This window comes from Microbacterium sp. NPDC060117 (assembly GCF_042729315.1).
Classification (GTDB): Bacteria; Actinomycetota; Actinomycetes; order Actinomycetales; family Microbacteriaceae; genus Microbacterium.
Genome location: NZ_JBHWXR010000001.1, coordinates 941,608 through 955,919, shown reverse-complemented (window position 1 = coordinate 955,919; position 14,312 = coordinate 941,608). Strand labels below are relative to the sequence as shown.

The 14,312-nt window shown below is 71.5% G+C and carries 14 protein-coding genes and 1 tRNA gene; 13 read left to right on the top strand and 2 right to left on the bottom strand.

Going from position 1 to position 14,312, the window contains the following annotated elements; genetic code table 11:
* Positions 1-4: 4 nt before the first annotated feature.
* The 7 genes from folB (at position 5) to lysS (ending at position 6,604) form a co-directional block, all read left to right on the top strand.
* Positions 5-397 (top strand): dihydroneopterin aldolase, encoded by a 393-nt coding sequence (gene folB / locus ACFWCK_RS04340; protein ID WP_378804735.1) that lies wholly within the window; start codon positions 5-7, stop codon positions 395-397.
* On the top strand, positions 394-948 hold the full coding sequence (folK, locus tag ACFWCK_RS04335) for a 2-amino-4-hydroxy-6-hydroxymethyldihydropteridine diphosphokinase (RefSeq protein ID WP_378804733.1): 555 nt from the start codon (positions 394-396) through the stop codon (positions 946-948). The genes folB and folK overlap by 4 nt, the downstream gene beginning before the upstream one ends.
* Entirely contained in the window at positions 945-1,460 is a 516-nt protein-coding gene (locus ACFWCK_RS04330; RefSeq protein ID WP_233312244.1) for a DUF3180 domain-containing protein, read from the top strand. The genes folK and ACFWCK_RS04330 overlap by 4 nt, the downstream gene beginning before the upstream one ends.
* Positions 1,461-1,734: 274 nt before the next feature.
* Positions 1,735-2,205: a PH domain-containing protein gene (locus ACFWCK_RS04325; RefSeq protein ID WP_374107839.1), complete on the top strand. Its 471-nt coding sequence runs from the start codon at positions 1,735-1,737 to the stop codon at positions 2,203-2,205.
* A complete protein-coding gene (locus tag ACFWCK_RS04320) occupies positions 2,202-4,106 on the top strand; it encodes a PH domain-containing protein (protein WP_378804731.1) in 1,905 nt (634 codons plus the stop codon). Before ACFWCK_RS04325 ends, ACFWCK_RS04320 begins: the two co-directional genes overlap by 4 nt.
* Entirely contained in the window at positions 4,103-4,810 is a 708-nt protein-coding gene (locus tag ACFWCK_RS04315) for a DUF2520 domain-containing protein (protein WP_233312242.1), read from the top strand. Before ACFWCK_RS04320 ends, ACFWCK_RS04315 begins: the two co-directional genes overlap by 4 nt.
* A gap of 267 nt (positions 4,811-5,077) precedes the next feature.
* Positions 5,078-6,604 (top strand): lysine--tRNA ligase, encoded by a 1,527-nt coding sequence (gene lysS, locus ACFWCK_RS04310; protein WP_378804730.1) that lies wholly within the window; start codon positions 5,078-5,080, stop codon positions 6,602-6,604.
* Between the two features lie 27 nt (positions 6,605-6,631).
* Here lysS and ACFWCK_RS04305 read toward each other — a convergent pair whose 3' ends face one another.
* Positions 6,632-7,867, bottom strand: a complete 1,236-nt coding sequence (locus ACFWCK_RS04305) for a DUF4192 family protein (RefSeq protein WP_378804729.1) — start codon at positions 7,865-7,867, stop codon at positions 6,632-6,634.
* A gap of 162 nt (positions 7,868-8,029) precedes the next feature.
* Here ACFWCK_RS04305 and ACFWCK_RS04300 point away from each other — a divergent pair, with 162 nt between their 5' ends.
* The 3 genes from ACFWCK_RS04300 to ACFWCK_RS04290 all read left to right on the top strand — a co-directional run bounded on the left by ACFWCK_RS04300 (position 8,030) and on the right by ACFWCK_RS04290 (position 10,637).
* Entirely contained in the window at positions 8,030-8,206 is a 177-nt protein-coding gene (locus ACFWCK_RS04300) for a hypothetical protein (RefSeq protein WP_233312239.1), read from the top strand.
* A gap of 172 nt (positions 8,207-8,378) precedes the next feature.
* On the top strand, positions 8,379-9,839 hold the full coding sequence (gene cls / locus ACFWCK_RS04295; RefSeq protein WP_233312238.1) for a cardiolipin synthase: 1,461 nt from the start codon (positions 8,379-8,381) through the stop codon (positions 9,837-9,839).
* 78 nt (positions 9,840-9,917) lie between these two features.
* Positions 9,918-10,637, top strand: a complete 720-nt coding sequence (locus ACFWCK_RS04290) for a hypothetical protein (RefSeq protein ID WP_378804728.1) — start codon at positions 9,918-9,920, stop codon at positions 10,635-10,637.
* 7 nt (positions 10,638-10,644) lie between these two features.
* On the opposite strand, the gene ACFWCK_RS04285 is transcribed toward ACFWCK_RS04290, so the two are convergent.
* Complete coding sequence (locus tag ACFWCK_RS04285) at positions 10,645-11,640, bottom strand: diacylglycerol/lipid kinase family protein (protein ID WP_378804727.1); 996 nt, start codon at positions 11,638-11,640, stop codon at positions 10,645-10,647.
* 181 nt (positions 11,641-11,821) lie between these two features.
* Here ACFWCK_RS04285 and serS point away from each other — a divergent pair, with 181 nt between their 5' ends.
* The 3 genes from serS to ACFWCK_RS04270 all read left to right on the top strand — a co-directional run bounded on the left by serS (position 11,822) and on the right by ACFWCK_RS04270 (position 14,301).
* Entirely contained in the window at positions 11,822-13,138 is a 1,317-nt protein-coding gene (gene serS / locus ACFWCK_RS04280; RefSeq protein ID WP_378804725.1) for a serine--tRNA ligase, read from the top strand.
* On the top strand, positions 13,135-14,001 hold the full coding sequence (locus ACFWCK_RS04275; protein ID WP_233312234.1) for an HAD family hydrolase: 867 nt from the start codon (positions 13,135-13,137) through the stop codon (positions 13,999-14,001). Before serS ends, ACFWCK_RS04275 begins: the two co-directional genes overlap by 4 nt.
* Before the next feature lie 215 nt (positions 14,002-14,216).
* Positions 14,217-14,301: transfer RNA gene (locus ACFWCK_RS04270), tRNA-Ser, on the top strand.
* Positions 14,302-14,312 lie beyond the last annotated feature (11 nt).

Here is a 14,312-nt window from a genome sequence, read left to right as displayed (position 1 = left end):
GGACATGGACTTCCTCGACGCGATCACGCTGACCGGCCTGACGGTGTTCGGGCGCCACGGCGTGTTCGACCATGAGCGCGAGAACGGCCAGGACTTCATCGTCGATCTGCGCCTGCATCTGTCGGTGCGTCAGGCGGCGATCAGCGACGACGTCGCCGACACCGTGCACTACGGCGAGCTCGCGGAACGGGTCGCCGCGGTCGTCGCCGGGGAGCCGGTCAACCTGCTGGAGACGCTCGCCACCCGCATCGCGGACGTGGTGATGGAGGACGAGCGGATCCACGGCGTCGAGGTCACCGTGCACAAGCCGTACGCGCCGATCCCGCTGACCTTCGCCGACGTGTCGGTGACGGTCAAGCGCGTGAGCCACGTGCAGCGCGAGTGGAGCGGGGCATGACACCGGCGCGCCCGATCCCCCCGGTCCCGCGCGGCCGGAGGCTCCCGGCCATCGATCCGCGCCCCGAGGAGGAGCCGGTCGAGGCCGTCGTCGCCCTCGGGTCCAACCTCGGCGACACCGCCTCGACCATCGACGAGGCGGTGCGGGCGATCCGGCGGCTGCCCCTCGTGGACGACGTGCGCGTCTCGAAGATCTTCCGCACGGTCGCGGTGCGGCTGGACGGGCCGGATCCGGATGCTCCGGAGTTCGCCAACGCCGTCGCGATCGTCACCACCCGCCTCGCCCCGCAGGTGCTGCTGGGCATGCTGCACGCGATCGAGGAGGAGCACGGCCGCATCCGCGCCGAGCGCTGGGGCGACCGCACCCTCGACCTCGATCTGATCGCGTACGACGACGTCCGCAGCGACGACGAGCACCTGCTGCTGCCGCACCCCCGAGCAGCCGAGCGCACGTTCGTGCTGGGGCCCTGGCTCGACGTGGATCCGGATGCCGTGCTGCCGGGCCGCGGACGGGTCGCCGACCTGCTGGCCGCGCTCGAGGACGACTCATGAGACGGATCTCGCCCGTGGTGCTGTTCGTGCTGGCGCTCGCCGGCGCCGCGGCCGGGTTCCTGCTCGACCATGCGCTGACCACCGCGGGCAGGGCCACGTTCACCCCGTCGATCCTGCTGCCGATCTTCCTCGTGCTGCTGGCGATGGCGGTGCTCGCACTGGCATGGCCGATCCGGCGCAGCACCCGGTCGGCATCGCTGCCCCGCGTCAATCCCTTCCGCGCCGTGCGGATCGCGATGCTCGCGCGGGCCTCGAGCCTGGTCGGCGCGGGGATCACCGGCTTCGCGGTCGGCCTGGGGGCCTATCTGCTCTCGCGGCCGATCACCCCGCCGATAGGCTCGATCATCGCGACCGCGGTCGCCGCACTCGTGCTCACGATCGCCGCGGTGATCGCCGAGAGCTTCTGCCTGCTGCCCGGAAACGGGCCCCACGACCCCGACGGCCACGACGGGCCGCGCCTGGAGGACGACGATGACGACCATCCCCGAACCGCCGCAGAACCCGGGCACTGAGCCCGTCGTACCGCCGACACGCGCGCAGGCCCGCGCTCAGGCCGCGAACGGCGCTCAGCCCGCGCACGCCGCGGCGCCGGGCCAGCCGGTTCCCGCGCCCCAGACGCAGCACGGATCCGCTCCCGCCGCGGCCGAGAGCCCCGTGCCTGCCGCGCCCGCCGTCGCTCCGGCCGAGAGCCCGGTGCCTGTTCACGCGGCACCGGCCCTCGCTCCGGTCCTCGACGAGGGCACGTATCCGGCGCTTCGCACGCCGACGGCACGCGGTGCGCTCGCGCTGGACGGCACGTGGCACCAGATCTCTCCGAAGTTCGTGATCGCCGAGGTGATCCTGCGGGTGATCCTGCTCGTGGTGATCGCCGTCGGCGCGTATGCTGCCACGACCCTCCTCGCCCAGCCCTGGCCGTGGGCCTGGACGGTCGCGGGCGTGATCGCGCTCGGCATCCTGTTCGAACTCGTGATCCTGCCGCGACAGGCCAGGGCGATCGGCTACATGCTGCGCGCCGACGACATCGTCTTCCGGCGCGGGATCCTGTGGCAGCGCATGATCGCGGTGCCCTACGGCCGCATGCAGCTCGTCGACATCACCCGCGGGCCGGTCGACCGGGCGTTCGGGATCGCCAAGCTCAAGCTCGTCACCGCTGCCGCGACCACCGGTGTCGAGATCCCCGGCATGACCGAAGACGCTGCGGAGTCGCTGCGCGACACCCTGATCGACGTCGCCGAGATGCGCCGGACGGGCCTGTGAGCACGCCCGAACAGCCGCCCTACGGCTCGCCGTCCGCACCGGAGCAGGGAGCCCCGTTCGGGACCGTGCCTGCCCGTCCGCTGGGAACGCCCTCGCTCGCCGACGGCGAGTGGCATCGGATGCACCCGCTCACGCCGCTCATGAAGGGCGGCCTGGTCCTGGTGATCGTGATCGGCTATCTGATCGCGAACCTGCGCGAGAAGATCGTGTACTGGCTCATCTCGCTGTTCACTCCGGCGCGCGTGCCGGAGTTCGGGGGCGATCCCGTCGACTGGGTCCTGAACAACAACCTCGTGCTCGTGGTGCTGCTGGGCGTGCTCGCCGTGGCTGTGCTGCTCGTGGCGATGTTCTGGCTGATGTGGCGCTTCCACGACTTCCGCATCACCGAGGCGCACGTCGAGGTGCGCAAGGGCGTGATCTTCCGTTCGCACCGTCGCGCCCCGCTCGACCGGGTGCAGGGCGTGAACCTCACCCGCCCGTTCCCCGCGCGCCTGATCGGGCTGGCGAAGCTCGAGGTCGACGGCGCGGGCAACGACGCCAACGTGCCGCTGGAGTACCTCTCCACGGCGAAGGCCGAGTCGGTGCGCGCCGACATCCTGCGCCTCGCCTCGGGGGCGCGGCACGCCCGAGAGGCGACGCGGGGAGGCGAGCCGGGGGCCGCACGCACGATGCGCGCGCAGCTCGCGGCCTCGATGGATGCCGGTGTCACCGGGCTCATCGCCGGGGTGGATCTGGACGACATCGCCCCCGAGCACGTGCTGCGGATCCCCACGGGGCGCCTCGTCGGGTCGCACGTGCTGTCCGGGCTCACCTGGCTCGCGCTGTTCGCCGTGATCTTCGTGGGGGGCATGATCGGCACGCTGCCTGCAGTGCTCGCCGATGCCGGGCCGGCCGGAGGCGCGGTCGCGATCGGCATCGCCCTCGCGATGGGCATCCCGCTGCTGCTCGCCGCGATCGCGGTCACCTGGGGCCGGATCGCGCGGGCGCTGCGCTACTCGATCGCGCCGACCCCCGACGGGGTGCGCATCACGTTCGGGCTCTTCACGACCGTGACGGAGACGATTCCACCCGGGCGCATCTTCGCCGTCGAGGTCATGCAGCCGCTGCTGTGGAGGCCGTTCGGCTGGTGGTCCGTGCGGATCAACCGGATGAGCGGCAAGGCCGCGTCCCAGCAGCAGTCCAGCCAGGCCCAGCAGTTCAACATCGTGCTGCCGGTGGGCGCTCGGGCAGACGTGGAGCGCGTGCTGGGTCTGATCCTGCCCGACGTCCCCGCCGACGTGCTGCCCCTGATCTGGGAGCAGGGCGTGCTCGGCCCGGTCGCCGACGACCCGTACACGACGATCCCGCCGCGGGCATGGTGGCGGCGCCCGCTGTCGTGGCGCCGCCACGGCGCGGCGCTCACCGACTTCGCACTCCTGCTGCGGCGCGGCCGGATCTGGCGGCAGCTGGCGGTGTTCCCACTCGCGCGTCTGCAGGGCTTCTCCCTGCACCAGGGTCCGATCGACCGGGCGCAGGGCGTCGCCAAGGCGCAGGCGCACTCCGCCGTCGGCCCGGTGCGGGGCGAGGTCTCGGGGCTGGACAGCCAGGTGCTGCTCGGCATGCTGAACACGCTGTCGGTGTCGGCCGCGCGCGCGGCCGCCGCGGATCGTGCGCATCGCTGGGCCGAGGACCACGACCCTTCACCCGCAACTCCCCGCTTCCGCGCGGGTGACGATCTCCCCGCTGGGCGCGGTCTGCCCGCGGGGCATGGTCTCCCTGCCGGGTTAGGCGGACTCGCGGGTGGCGGCCTCCCTGCCGGGCCGGGCGGACCTGCCGGGCTGGGCGGGCCCGCCGGTGGCGGCCTCCCGGCGGGTCACGGTCTCCCCGCCGGGCTGGGCGGACCTGCGGACGGCGCCGCGTGAGCCGGGCGGGGCGTCTGAACGTCGGCATCATCGGCGCGGGCCACGTGGGGCCGGTGATCGGCGCGGCGCTCGGCGGAGCGGGTCACGCCCTCGTCGGCATCACCGCGGGATCCGACCCGGACCGGGCGGCTGCGGTGCTGCCGGGCGTGACCGTGATGGGCGCGCCAGAACTCGTGCGCGCTTCGCAGCTCGTCGTGATCGCGGTGCCCCACGACCAGCTGCCCGGACTGGTCGCGGGCCTCGCCGAGGTGGGAGCCTGGCAGCCGGGTCAGCTCGTGCTGCACACCGATCCCGCCTACGGCACGGATGTGCTCGAGCCGGCGGTGCGCGGCGGTGCGATCCCCCTCGCGGTGCATCCGGCGATCTCGTTCACCGGCACCACGCTCGACCTGCGCCAGCTGCACGCGTCGTACGCCGCGGTGACCGCACCCGCGATGGTGCTGCCGATCGCCCAGGCGCTCGCGGTCGAGCTCGGATGCGAGCCGGTCGTGATCGAGGAGGCGGATCGTCCCGCCTATGCGGAGGCCATCTCGACGGCCTCGGAGTTCGCCCGCTCGATCGTCGGCCAGGCGACCGGGATCCTGCGCGGGATCGGCGTGGAGAACCCCGGCGGATACCTGTCCGCGCTGGTCTCGTCGACCTTCGACCGGGCGCTGCGCGAGGCGTCCCCGCCGGATCCGCTGTCGCCCTCCGGAGTCTTCTGACCGCTCCGTCCTGACCGCTCCGTCCTGACCGCTCCGTCCTGACCGCTCCGGTTCCGACTGCTCCGGTGCCGTTCGACCACGAGACCGAACCTGCCTCCCGAGACCGACGTTCTCATCGGCGGTTTCGAGACGCAAGTTCGGTCTCACGGTCAGGATCGGGTCCTCCAGCCTCCGGCGGGGTCGCACGGGCGCGCCCCCGACCCGTGCCCGGCGGGCGCGAAGGCGCGCGCCGGTAGACTTGTCGGCGACTTCCGAGGAGCCCTGCACATGACCGACGCGCCCGTCACCGCGCCCACCGACGACACCGCCGAGGCGGACGACACCTTCGAGCAGCGCGAGGTGCGCCTCGCCAAGCGCGAGCGGCTGATCGCCGACCGTGCGGACGCGTCGGGCGGGGCCTTCCCGGTGGCCGTGCCGGTCTCGCACACCATCCCGCAGCTGCGCGCCGAGTACGGCGAGCTCGAGCCGGGCGCCGAGACCGGGGTGTTCGTCGGCGTCGCCGGACGCGTGGTGTTCAGCCGCAACACCGGCAAGCTCTGCTTCGCCACACTGCAGGCCGGCGACGGATCCCGGATCCAGGCGATGATCTCGCTCGCCAACGTGGGGGAGGAATCCCTCGCGCAGTGGAAGGAGCTCGTCGACCTCGGCGACCACGTGTTCGTGCACGGCGAGGTCATCTCCAGCCGCCGAGGTGAGCTGTCGATCATGGCCGACAGCTGGACGATCGCATCCAAGGCGATCCTGCCGCTGCCCAACGCCTATGGCGAGCTCAGCGAAGAGGGCCGCGTGCGCAGCCGTTTCCTCGACCTGATCCTGCGCGACCAGGCCCGCAGCACCGTGCGCGCCCGCGCGGCGGTCAACGCCAGCCTGCGCCAGACCTTCACGAGCCACGACTTCCTCGAAGTCGAGACCCCGATGCTGCAGGTGCAGCACGGCGGCGCCTCGGCCCGCCCGTTCATCACGCACTCGAACGCGTTCGACACCGAGCTGTACCTGCGGATCGCGCCGGAGCTGTACCTGAAGCGCGCCGTCGTCGGCGGCATCGAGCGCGTGTACGAGATCAACAGGAACTTCCGCAACGAGGGGGCCGACTCCACGCACAGCCCGGAGTTCGCCATGCTCGAGGCGTATCAGGCGTACTCCGACTACAACGGCATCGCCGACCTCACGCAGGAGCTGATCCAGAACGCCGCGATCGCGGTCGCCGGATCCACCCTCGTGACCTGGGCCGACGGCACCGAATACGACCTCGGCGGGCAGTGGGCGCGCATCTCGATGTACGACTCCCTGTCCGAGGCGGCGGGGCGCACCTTCACCCCGTCCGACCCGGTGTCCGAGCTCATCGCGTTCGCCGAGGCGAACGGCGTCGACATCCCGCCGCACGCGACCCACGGCAAACTCATCGAGGAGCTGTGGGAGCACTTCGTCAAGGGCGGACTCGAGCGGCCGACCTTCGTGATGGACTTCCCCGTCGACACCTCCCCGCTCGTGCGCGAGCATCGCTCGATCCCGGGCGTCGTTGAGAAGTGGGACCTGTACGTGCGCGGTTTCGAGCTCGCCACGGGCTACTCCGAGCTCGTCGACCCCGTCATCCAGCGCGAGCGGTTCGTCGAACAGGCGAAGCTCGCCGCGGGCGGCGATCTCGAGGCGATGCGCGTGGACGACGAGTTCCTGCGCGCGCTCGAGCACGGCATGCCGCCGACCGGTGGAATGGGCATGGGCATCGACCGCCTGCTCATGGCCGTGACGGGCCTGGGCATCCGCGAGACGATCCTGTTCCCGCTGGTGAAGTAGTCGTCCACAGCCCGATTCCCGCCGGCGTCACGCCGCGGCGGCGCGGAAGGACCACTCCGGCAGCATGCCGGCGTCGACCACGGCGCGCAGCAGCTGCACGAAGGTGAGCCCGGGGTCGATCTCCTGCGCCTGATCGAGGAACCGCGCGGCATGCGTCGAGCGCCCGACCGCCCACGACAGCCACGCGGCGGCCGCGAGTGGTCCACTCCGCGCCTGGCGCGGCGCGAGCGTGATCGTGCGGCGGACGAGGGTCAGTGCCACGCCCAGGCGATCGCTGTCCGGGCGCGGGCCGTGCCCGATCAGGATGCCGCCGATGTCCGGAGGCACCGCGGATCCGCTCAGGCTGTGGCCCAGCTGCGCGACGAGCGCCCGATCGCCGCGGTCGATGCTGCTCGCCCACTGCACGAGTGCGACGTCGCGCAGCGCCGGACGGTTCAGGATCCACACGAGTGCGGCCGTCGCGAACGGTGACAGCGCCTCGGGCGAATCCAGCACCTCCTCCAGGAACGAGGGCAGATCGTCCAGCAGCAGCGCGGTCTCCTGCGCCCTCGGATCCGTCCGCACCTCCGCGGCGGGAGGTGTGCGCCCGGCCGAGGCGGGGCCGAGCACGCGTTCGACGGCGAGGAGCGCACGGCCGACCGATTCCGCGGCGAACAGTCCGGGCGAGGGCAGCTCGGTGCCGCTGAACTGATCCGGCGCGGGCCCTGCGAAGCCCGGGACGGAGGGCGGGGGCGGCACCTCCTCGAGCGGACGCGGCGGGGCCTGCGGATCCCGGTAGTCGGCCCAGGATCCGGCTCCGACGAACAGCGCCTCGACGACGTGCAGGCCGCACGCCTCGGTACGACGGATCAGCGCCTCGACCAGTGACGCCGCGGGAAGCCCCGCGTGGGGCGGCCGCCCGGGCGTCGCGGACCGCGCCGTGCCGGCGTCGGGCGTCACCGCGGAAACACCGCCGTCTGCATACACCGCGATCGCGAGCGCATCCGTGTCCGGGACGCGGCAGGCCAGCCCGATCGCCGTCGCGGCGAACTCCTCGGCGGTGGGGGCGGCGGACTCGCGAAGAGGGGAGGGCGGCGGCGGTGCGTCCGGCGGCGCGGATGCGACGGAGACGGATCCCGGAGGAAGGTCGAAGCGGAGCGCCCCGGCGGTGCGCGATCCGCGGAACGGCAGCAGCACCACGGATTCGCGCGGAGTGAAGCCGGTGAGCACGGGGATGGCGGCGAGCAGCTCTGCGGCTCCCGCGGCGTGAACGATGGTGGTCATGGACCCACGATCGTGAGCGCGCCGGATCGCCTTCCGCGTCAGGAACGGAACGGTGCGGAGGAACCTTGCGGATCCCGGATGTGCGGATCGATTGCGCCCGGGGCCCGGCACGGTCCCGGGCGCTCCCAGCGGGCGCACCGGAGCCCCGGGTAGGATCGGAGCATGGACGAATTCTGGGTGGCCGCCGCGTGGTCGGTGATCCCCACGATCGTCGTCTGCGTCGTGTTCTGGTTCGTGCTCCGCGGGATCCTGCGCTTCGATCGCACCGAACGGCAGACGCACGCGCGCATCGAGGCCGAAGAGCGCGCGGCCCGCGGCATGCCGCCCCGCTCGTCCTGACGCAAGGGTCCTCGTCACGCGAGGCTCGTCCTGACGCGAGGCTCGTCGTGACCTGAGGCGCGAGTCCACCTCATCGCATCGCCCAGGGCCGCCTCCGGGCGTTGTCCGCTCCAGCCGCTACTGTGGGACGAAGTCGCCGATCGGGCGACCCTTCCCGGATCAGGAGTGGCGCATGGACCCCAGTGTGTGGTCCCTGATCATCGCGGTGGCGGCTGTTCTGATCGACCTCACGATCCGCATCATCGCGATCATCGTCGTGCCGAGAAACCGCCGCCCCACGGCCGCGACCGCGTGGCTGCTGGCGATCTACTTCATCCCGTACATCGGGGTGCTGCTGTTCCTGCTGATCGGGAACCCGCGGCTGCCCCGTGCGCGGCGCAAGAAGCAGGATCTCATCAACGAGACCATCGCCGAGGTCACGAAGGACCTGCATCTGGGCAGCTCCGGCACGGAGATGCCGGAGAGCCTCGCCTCACTCGTGCGCATGAACCAGCGGCTCGGGGCCCTGCCGCTGTTCGGCGACAACGGCGCGCACCTGATCTCCGACTACCAGGCCTCGCTCGACGCGATGGCGGACGCGATCCGGAACGCCACGGAGTTCGTGCACGTCGAGTTCTACATCCTGCAGTCCGACGCCGCGACCGACAACTTCTTCCGCGCGATGGAGGAGACGGCCGCCCGCGGCGTGCCCGTGCGCGTGCTGCTGGACCACTGGGCGAACCGGTGGAAGCCGCGGTACCGGCAGACCATCGCCCGGCTGGACGCGATGGGCGCCGACTGGCACCTGATGCTGCCGGTGCAGCCGCTCAAGGGGCGCACCCAGCGCCCCGATCTGCGCAACCACCGCAAGCTGCTCGTGGTCGACAACGAAGTGGCGTTCCTCGGATCCCAGAACGTCACCGACTCGACCTACAACCTGCCGAAGAACATCAAGCGGGGCCTGCACTGGGTCGACCTGATGGTGCGCGTCGACGGCCCGGTGGTCGGGAGCGTGAATGCGGTCTTCCTGTCCGACTGGTACAGCGAGACCGACGACGTGCCCGACTCCGTCGCCTTCGCACCGACGGAGAGCGGCAGCGGCGACCTGGACTGCCAGATCGTGCCGTCCGGGCCGGGTTTCGAGGCGGAGAACAACCTCCGGCTCTTCCTCGGCCTGTTGTACGCGGCCGAGCGCAAGATCATGATCGTGAGCCCCTACTTCGTGCCCGATGAGGCCCTGCTGCTCGCCGTCTCCACGGCCTGCGATCGCGGGGTCCAGGTCGAGCTGTTCGTCTCGGAGGAGGGCGATCAGGCGATCGTCTACCACGCGCAGCGCAGCTACTACGAGGCGCTGCTGAAGGCCGGCGTGCGGATCTGGATGTACCGAAAGCCCTACATCCTGCACACCAAGAGCCTCACGATCGACGACGACGTCGCGGTCATCGGATCCAGCAACATGGACATGCGCTCCTTCGGTCTGAACCTCGAGATCTCGATGTTCGTGCGCGGGGAGGAGTTCGTCCGGGAGTTGCGTGAGGTCGAAGACCGCTACCGCTCGCTCAGCCGGGAGCTGACGCTCGAGGAGTGGATGCAGCAGCCGCTGCGCTCCACCGTGCTGGACAACCTCGCCCGGCTCACCTCCTCGCTGCAGTAGCGCGCGGCGCCGGACGGTCCCCCGGTCACCGGACCGCGGGCATGGTGGCCGGGCGCCCGCGCTGGATAGCATGAGCGCATGAGGATCCGGACCGCTCTGGCCATCGCGGCGCTCGCCGCGTCCGCAACGATCGCCCTGGCGGGCTGCGCCCAGCTGGAACCGGTGAGCGCGCCCATTCCGACGGCCGAGTCGACCGCATCCCCGGAGCCGTCCACGGATCCGGCGGCGGCCTGGCTGGACGGCGGGCGCGGGATCGGGCTCGTCACCTACGGGTCCTCCTCGCTCGCCTGCACCCCGGTCGCCGAGGACGTGAAGGCCGACGGGCAGACGATCACCGTGACGCTCGCCGAACCGGATCCGAAGGCCGTGTGCACGGCCGACTTCGCGCCCCGGGCGACCTTCATCGGCGTGCCGGAGGGCATCGACGCGACCAAGGACGTGACGGTGTCCTTCCAGGGCGGCGGTTTCCAGGGGCGGCTGCCTCTCTCGGGCAACAGCTCGCTCAGCGCTGGCGGCAGCAGCGACGGCAAGCCCAGCGCGGGATGGTTCTCGGAGAACGGGATCCTGCTTCTGACCTGGGGATCCTCGACGTGCCGGCCGGTCGTGACCGATCTGACCGAGAACCAGGACAAGACCGGCGCGACGGTGACGTTCCAGACCGACGCCACCCAGGCCTGCACCATGGACTTCGTCCCCCGGATCACGATGCTCGGCGTGAATGCGCCTGCCGATCCGGCCGGCTACACGCTGACGCTCAAGGGGGACAAGCTGGACGGCACCGTCGCCGTCATCGGCTGAGGTCTGCTCAGGCCGGGCTGATCACATGCCCGGCCGGTACGGCCACGAGCAGCGCGCCCGGGTCGATCCTGCAGTGGATCCGCACGGCCTCGCCGAACTCGTCGCCGTCCAGCTCGACCGGGGCCGGCTCCGTGGTGGCGGCGTCCGCGTCGCTGCCGCTGAGGTAGCGGATCGAGCCGCCGGATCCCGTGAGCTCGATCATGCGCCGGCCGGCCTTGCTGCGGCGCAGCACCGAGTTCTGCCACCACACCGTGCGCCACACCGCCAGCCAGCCGAACGGACCGCGTGCCTGGATGACCGCGACGTCGAGGGTGCCGTCGGTGATCGAGGCGTCGGGGATGAGGGCGATGCCCGCGGGCAGCGCGCCGCAGTTCGCGAACAGCATGCTGTGCACCTTGACCGAGTGCAGCTTGAGATCGTCGACGGCGTACATGATGCGGAACGGCTTCGCGCCGGGCAGGGAGCGCGCGGCGCCGTCGACATAGGCGACCCAGCCCACGGACTTCTTCAGACCGGGACGGGTGTTCGCGATCATGTGGGCGTCCAGTCCGATGCCGGCGAGGACGACGAAACCGTGTCTCTGCACGGCGCCGTCCGCGCGCGTCAGCTCCGCCCAGCCGATGTCGACCGGATGCCGGTCGCCGTGGAACACGGCGTCGATCACGGCCGACGGCATGTCCAGCGCGAGGCCCAGATTGCGGGCGAGCAGGTTGCCCGTGCCGCTGGGAACGATCGCCAGCGGCACTCCGGTTCCCGCCATCGTCTCGGACACCGCGCGGACGGTGCCGTCGCCGCCGGCGACCAGCACGGCGGCGGCTCCGTCGGCGAGTGCGACGCGGGTGGCCTCCTGGCCCGGATCCTGCACGGAGGTCTCGATGATGAGCGGGGCGTCCCAGCCCGCTTCCGCCGACCGCGCGCGCAGCAGCTCGACGAGCTTCGGCGCATCGGCCTTGACCGGGTTGACGACGAGTGCGGCGCGCGGGCGTCCGGCATCGTCAGTCATGCGCTCAGCCTATTCCGGCGTCGACGGAATCGGATCCGCGACCGGGTGATACGGGCATGCACCGCGTCGGGGAGGCGGTGCCGGCGAAGCCGTCCTCGGCTGTCGACAGGGCCGTGGTGCGCCTGGGCTGCCCTCGCGGAGCCCGGAGAACCGCGGGGTGACGCCTGGATAGACTTGACCGGTGATCGATCTCGCCCTTCTCCGCGACCAGCCCGAGCTCGTCCGTCAGTCCCAGGCCGCGCGCGGCAACGCGCCGGAGACCGTCGATGCGGCGATCGAGGCCGACCGATCGCGCCGGGCGGCCCTCTCCGCATTCGAGGAGTTGCGCGCCGAGCAGAACGCGTTCGGCAAGCAGGTCGCGAAGGCGCCGAAGGACGAGAAGGCCGCGCTGGTGGCGCAGGCGAAGGACCTCGCCGAGCGCGTGAAGCAGGCGCAGGCGGCGTCGAACGAGGCGGCGGAGGTCGCCGCCGACGCGCTCTCCGCGATCGAGAACGTCGTCATCGACGGGGTGCCCGCGGGTGGCGAGGACGACTTCGTCGAGCTGCGCCGGGTCGGTGAGACCCCGACCTTCGACTTCGAGGCGCGCGACCACCTCGCCATCGGCGAGCTTCTCGGCGCGATCGACATGGAGCGCGGCGCGAAGGTCTCCGGCGCACGGTTCTACTTCCTCACCGGCATCGGCGCCCGGCTCGAGATCGCGCTCATGAACCTCGCGCTCGAGCGGGCGCTCGCCGCCGGGTTCACCCCGATGATCGTGCCCACCCTGGTGCGCCCGGAGATCATGCAGGGCACCGGCTTCCTCGGCAAGCACGCCGACGAGGTCTACCACCTCGACAAGGACGACGACCTCTACCTGGTCGGCACGAGCGAGGTGGCCCTGGCCGGCTATCACTCCGGCGAGATCGTCGACCTGTCCCGCGGTGCTCTGCGCTACGCCGGCTGGTCGACCTGCTACCGCCGCGAGGCCGGTTCCTACGGCAAGGACACCCGCGGCATCATCCGCGTGCACCAGTTCAACAAGCTGGAGATGTTCGTCTACACGACGCCCGAGGAGGCCGAGGCCGAGCACCTCCGCCTCGTCGCGCTGCAGGAGGAGATGCTCACCGCCCTCGGCCTCTCCTACAGGGTCATCGACGTGGCGGCCGGGGATCTCGGATCCAGTGCCGCGCGCAAGTACGACATCGAGGCGTGGGTGCCCACTCAGGGTGCGTTCCGCGAGCTCACCTCGACCTCGAACTGCACCACCTACCAGGCGCGGCGCCTCGACATCCGCCACCGCCCGGAGGCGGCCGAGGGCGCGGCGAAGACACAGCACGTGGCGACCCTGAACGGCACGCTCGCCACGACGCGCTGGATCGTCGCGATCCTCGAGACGCATCAGCAGGAGGACGGATCCGTGCGGGTGCCGGAAGTCCTGCGCCCTTACCTCGGCGGGCTCGAGGTGCTGAGGCCGCTGGCCGCTGCCGACGCCGTGGGAACCGAGGGCGCGGACGCATGACGAACGCCTGGTTCATCGCCCTCGACATCGACGGCACCATCCTGCTGCAGGACGAGACGATGAGCCCGGGCGTTCTCGACGCCGTGGGCCGCGCCCGCGACGCCGGCCATGAGGTCATGCTCGCGACCGGCCGCAGCTGGATGGGCACGCACCGCTTCCTCGACCAGCTCGAGATCCGGCCGGAGTTCGTGGTGTGCTCGAACGGCGCCGTGACGATGCGCCGCATCGGGGAGGCCGCGGATGCCGCGGCCTCGGAACGGCCCGCAGCGGACGAGTACGAGCGCTGGAACGTGGAGACCTTCGACCCCTCCGCCGTGCTCGCGCTGCTGCACGATCGTCTGCCCGATGCGCGGTACATGGTGGAGCTCGGATCCGGCCAGCGCCTGTACACCGCGGAGCTGGACGACTGGACGCTCGACGGTGGGCGCCAGGTCTCCTTCGCCGAGTTGGGCGCCCAGGAGGTGTCGCGCGTGGTCGTGGTCTCCCCGGGCCACGACGAGGACGACTTCCACCGGCTCGTGCAGGACGCCGGGCTCAACGAGGTGTCGTATGCGATCGGCTGGACCGCGTGGCTCGACATCGCTCCGCGCGGCGTGGACAAGGGCACAGCGCTGGCCCGCGTGCGGGAGGCGCTCGGCGGGGAGGGCGACCGCGTGCTGGTCGCCGGAGACGGACGCAACGACCTCGGCATGTTCGCCTGGGCGCGCGGGTTCGGCGGCCGCGCGGTGGCGATGGGGCAGGCGCCCGACGAGGTCAAGGCCGCGGCCGGCGAGGTCACCGGCGACGTCGAGGACGGCGGGCTCGCCGCCGCGATCGAGCGGATCGTGCTGGCCGCTCCCGTCGCCCCCACCCGGGGTCGTTGAGCGAGGACGCCGAAGGCGACCGAGGCGAAACGTCTGCGATCGGCCGACGGTTCCTGAGCGGCGAAGCGAGACGAAGGGAGGCCTTCTCGGGCCTGACCTGGGCCTTCACTCAGCACCCGTCCAGCCGCTGGCGGGCACAATGGAGGAGCGCTCGCAGGGCGCTACCCGGTTCTCCGTTAGACTCGACCCCTGTTCGGCGTGTGCATGCACGCCGAGGAGAGTTGTCCGAGCGGCCGAAGGACCTGGTCTTGAAAACCAGTGGGCAGCAATGTCCCGTGGGTTCGAATCCCACACTCTCCGCTGAGTGAGCG

Excerpts from the sequence above, each read along its gene's own strand:
- ACFWCK_RS04275 (WP_233312234.1), top strand. The coding sequence starts at position 13,135 with ATGACGAACGCCTGGTTCATCGCCCTCGACATCGACGGCACCATCCTG.
- ACFWCK_RS04290 (WP_378804728.1), top strand. The coding sequence starts at position 9,918 with ATGAGGATCCGGACCGCTCTGGCCATCGCGGCGCTCGCCGCGTCCGCA.
- ACFWCK_RS04305 (WP_378804729.1), bottom strand. The coding sequence starts at position 7,867 with ATGACCACCATCGTTCACGCCGCGGGAGCCGCAGAGCTGCTCGCCGCC.
- folB (WP_378804735.1), top strand. The coding sequence starts at position 5 with ATGGACTTCCTCGACGCGATCACGCTGACCGGCCTGACGGTGTTCGGG.
- folK (WP_378804733.1), top strand. The coding sequence starts at position 394 with ATGACACCGGCGCGCCCGATCCCCCCGGTCCCGCGCGGCCGGAGGCTC.
- cls (WP_233312238.1), top strand. The coding sequence starts at position 8,379 with ATGGACCCCAGTGTGTGGTCCCTGATCATCGCGGTGGCGGCTGTTCTG.
- ACFWCK_RS04300 (WP_233312239.1), top strand. The coding sequence starts at position 8,030 with ATGGACGAATTCTGGGTGGCCGCCGCGTGGTCGGTGATCCCCACGATC.
- ACFWCK_RS04330 (WP_233312244.1), top strand. The coding sequence starts at position 945 with ATGAGACGGATCTCGCCCGTGGTGCTGTTCGTGCTGGCGCTCGCCGGC.
- ACFWCK_RS04285 (WP_378804727.1), bottom strand. The coding sequence starts at position 11,640 with ATGACTGACGATGCCGGACGCCCGCGCGCCGCACTCGTCGTCAACCCG.
- lysS (WP_378804730.1), top strand. The coding sequence starts at position 5,078 with ATGACCGACGCGCCCGTCACCGCGCCCACCGACGACACCGCCGAGGCG.